Origin of the sequence: Allopontixanthobacter sp. (assembly GCF_034376665.1) — a bacterium.
Lineage (GTDB): Bacteria > Pseudomonadota > Alphaproteobacteria > Sphingomonadales > Sphingomonadaceae > Allopontixanthobacter.
Genome location: NZ_JAXMJI010000105.1, coordinates 1 through 3,596, shown reverse-complemented (window position 1 = coordinate 3,596; position 3,596 = coordinate 1). Strand labels below are relative to the sequence as shown.

Here is a 3,596-nt window from a genome sequence, read left to right as displayed (position 1 = left end):
CAAAAACCCCTCCCCCTTGAGGGGGTTGGGTGGGGTGGTGGTGGTCCGCCCTTTCCAATGTGGGTACCCCCTCCCCCAGCACCTGCCCGCTGGGGAGTGGAGATTCTTGCTGCAAGAACCCGCTAAACTCGCCAACAACATGCAAGCTATCAACCTTGGCGGAAGTCGCCACCAGCACATCGCCCGCATCGACGAAGGCGAACAGCGTTTCCAGCTCGTGGTACCCGTCACTCCGGCGCCGCCGGACATGCAGCGCCAAATTGATCTTGGCGTAAGCGGTTTCGCGCATCATTCCTCCCCTTCCAGGGTAGGGGGACCATCCGCAGCATGGTGGAGGGGCACCCTCCGCAGGTCCAACAACTCGTCCATCCTGACCCGACAAATCTCCACAATCCGCACGACAACCGGCTCGATGCGGGGTCCGGTAATCATGCCTGTGCCCCTCCACCATGCTGCGCATGGTTCCCCTCCCCATGTTGGGGAGGACTTGATGCCTCATCACATATTCGGATAGTTCGGCCCGCCACCACCCTCTGGCGTGGTCCAGTTGATGTTCTGGTTCGGGTCCTTGATATCGCAGGTCTTGCAGTGGACGCAGTTCTGCGAATTGATCACGAACTTGGGTTCTACCCCATCCTCGACCACCCATTCATAGACCCCTGCCGGGCAATAGCGCGCGGAAGGGCCGGCGAAAATTTCGTATTCGCTCCGTTTCTGGAGGTCCATGTCATGGACCTGCAGATGGTTGGGCTGATCCTCGGCGTGGTTGGTGTAGGAGAACGCCACCGAAGTCAGCCGGTCGAAGGTCAGCACCCCGTCGGGCTTGGGATAGGCGATCGGCTGGTACAGATCGGCCCGCGTGGTCAGTTGGTAATCGGGTTCGTGCTTCATCGAGATCGGCAGGCCGATCTTCAACTGCCGCATCCACATGTCGAGTCCGGCCACGATGGTGCCAATCTCGCCGCCGAATTTTGCGACCGCCGGCTGGGCGTTCTTCACCTGCTGCAGTTCCTTGGCGATCCAGCTTGAGCGCACCGCCGCATCGTAATCGGCGAGTTCGGTGTGTTCCGCACCGCCCGCAATCGCCGCTGCGGCGCTTTCCGCCGCCAGCATCCCGCTTTTCATTGCGGTGTGGCTGCCCTTGATCCGGGGCACGTTGACGAAGCCTGCCGCACAGCCGATCAGCGCGCCGCCGGGGAACGCCAGCTTGGGCACGGACTGCCAGCCGCCCTCGTTGATTGCGCGCGCGCCGTAAGCGACGCGCTTGCCGCCTTCGAGATATTCGCGGATCGCCGGATGCGTCTTCCACCGCTGGAATTCGTGATAGGGCGAGACGTAGGGGTTCTTGTAATCGAGCGCGGTGACGAAGCCGAGCGCCACCTGTCCGTTCGCCTGGTGGTACAGGAACCCGCCGCCCCAGCTGTCGGTTTCCGACATCGGCCATCCCTGCGTGTGAATCACCCGGCCCGGCACGTGCAGTTCGGGATCGATGTCCCACAAGTCCTTGATGCCGAGCCCGTAAACCTGCGGCTGGCAATCCGCCTCCAGATTGAACATCGCTTTCATCTGCTTGGTCAGATTGCCGCGCGCGCCCTCCGCGAACATCGTGTATTTGGCGTGGATCTCCATGCCCGGCTGGTAATCGGATTTATGCGATCCATCGGCGGCAACGCCCATGTCCTGCGTCACCACGCCCGCAACCGCGCCGGCTTCGTCGAACATCACCTCGGCGGCGGGGAAGCCCGGGAATACCATCACTCCCAAGCCTTCGGCCTGTTCGGCCAGCCAGCGGGTGAGATTGCCGAGTGAACCGGTGTAACAGCCCTTGTTCGACATGAACGGCGGCATCAGCAGATGCGGCAGCGCATATTTGCTGCCCTTCGACAGCACCCAATGCCAATTGTCCGTCACCGGGGTTTCCGCCATCGGGCAATCCATGCCGCGCCAGTCGGGCAGCAGCTCGTCGAGCGATTTGGGATCGATCACCGCACCGGAGAGAATATGCGCGCCGATCTCGGAGCCTTTTTCGAGGACGACGACTTCCAGTTCCTCGTTCAGCTGCTTCAGCCGGATCGCGGCGGACAGGCCAGCAACGCCCCCGCCGACAATCACCACATCGCACGGCATCGATTCCCGTTCGCTCATCCCGGACTTTCCTTCGGTCAACTGCTTGGCAGAATTGAAACGCAAAACTGCTGGAAAGCCTTGATTGCTGGGGCGCGGCAGGTCAAGACCCGGGGCGCATCATGACAGCCCCGAAATCCCGCACCCTGATCGAAGAATTCGCCGCTGCGCAGGCGTGGTGGGCGGACGCCGGGGTCGATCAGGACTTCGATGATTTAGCAACAGACTGGCTTGCCGCGCCGGAACCCGGTATCGCGCCTGCCAGCGCAGACGCGGCAAATCCTCCGCCGTCCGAGCCAAAGAATCTCTCCCCGAGGGCAAACGCCGCACCTGAACCCGCCGAAATACCGCGCCTGGGCGGCGAGAAATCGAAATGGCCTGGTGACCTTACCGCGTTCCAGAGCTGGTGGCTGACCGAACCAAGCCTCGATGCGGGCGGATCATTTCCGCGCATCGCGCCGCGCGGTGCCGCGGAAGCAAAACTGATGATCATCGTCGCCGAACCGGAGGAGCAGGACAGCGAACGCTTGCTGTCCGGCCCGCTCGGCGCGTTCCTCGGCAATATGCTCGCCGCGATGGGCCTGTCCGCCGAGAACGTGTATTTCGCCGCTGTCCTGCCGCGCCACCTGCCCATGCCCGACTGGGCGCATCTTCAAGCGGCAGGCATCGGCGAATTGCTCCATCACCACATCGCGCTGGCTCGCCCGAACAAGATATGTGTCCTCGGCCGCAACATCTGGCCGCTTTTGGGACACGATTTGGCGCAAGGTGCTGCATTTTTACCCGATTTCAACCATGAAGGTCGCAGCGTGCCAACATTGGGCGCGGAGGGACTTGCGGAATTGCTCCGTTCCCCCCCGCGGCGCAAACGGTTTTGGCAGCGCTGGCTGGAGTGGACGGCCTGAGGTGAACGGATGGCTATCTTGAAACGCAACACAGCTTCGGCAACATCCATTGGCTTGGCGGCGCTCGTATTTGTGGCGCTGGCAGGATCCGGATCAGCCGCGCTGGCGAATAGCAGTTCCGCCAATTATTACACCGCCCGCATGACCAGCAGCAACGTGCCCGAATTGCTCGGCCGCACGGACCGCGAATATTACACCGCGCTGTTCGGCGCGATCGACGCGTCCGACTGGGTGCGCGTCAATGCGATGCTGGCAGAGCGGCCCGACGGCCCCCTGCACGCCGTTGCCAGGGCGGAGTACTACCTCCATGCCGGGAGCCCGCGCGTTGAGGCTTCGGCGATCGCATCCTGGCTCGAACAGGGCCGCAATCTGCCCTATGCGGAGCAGCTGATCCGGCTCGGCCAGACGCGAGGGCTGACCTATGTTCCCGATCTGCCCCGCGCGCAGCCCTTCATCCGCCAGCCCTACAGCTCCAAGCGCATCCGGCCGCGCGAGACGTCGGACGGCACCATGCCGGAGGACGTCAAATCCGCCATTCTCGACCGGATCAAATATGACGACCCTGAC

Annotated in this window: 2 protein-coding genes and 2 pseudogenes; 2 read left to right on the top strand and 2 right to left on the bottom strand. The window is 62.8% G+C overall.

The genetic code is table 11. The features are described 5' to 3' along the window. Nucleotides 1–289 (bottom strand): annotated as a pseudogene (locus U0988_RS12105) (4-(cytidine 5'-diphospho)-2-C-methyl-D-erythritol kinase); the annotation flags it as partial. Nucleotides 290–498: 209 nt separating this feature from the next. Beyond that, nucleotides 499–2,145, bottom strand: a complete 1,647-nt coding sequence (locus U0988_RS12100; protein WP_322292883.1) for an electron transfer flavoprotein-ubiquinone oxidoreductase — start codon at nucleotides 2,143–2,145, stop codon at nucleotides 499–501. Nucleotides 2,146–2,246: 101 nt separating this feature from the next. On the opposite strand from U0988_RS12100, the gene U0988_RS12095 reads away from it, so the two are divergent. Further along, nucleotides 2,247–3,029: a uracil-DNA glycosylase family protein gene (locus tag U0988_RS12095; protein ID WP_322292882.1), complete on the top strand. Its 783-nt coding sequence runs from the start codon at nucleotides 2,247–2,249 to the stop codon at nucleotides 3,027–3,029. A gap of 54 nt (nucleotides 3,030–3,083) precedes the next feature. Beyond that, nucleotides 3,084–3,596 (top strand): annotated as a pseudogene (locus tag U0988_RS12090) (lytic transglycosylase domain-containing protein); the annotation flags it as partial.

Coding starts and splice junctions, on each gene's coding strand:
- U0988_RS12100 (WP_322292883.1), bottom strand. CDS start 2,145: ATGAGCGAACGGGAATCGATGCCGTGCGATGTGGTGATTGTCGGCGGG.
- U0988_RS12095 (WP_322292882.1), top strand. CDS start 2,247: ATGACAGCCCCGAAATCCCGCACCCTGATCGAAGAATTCGCCGCTGCG.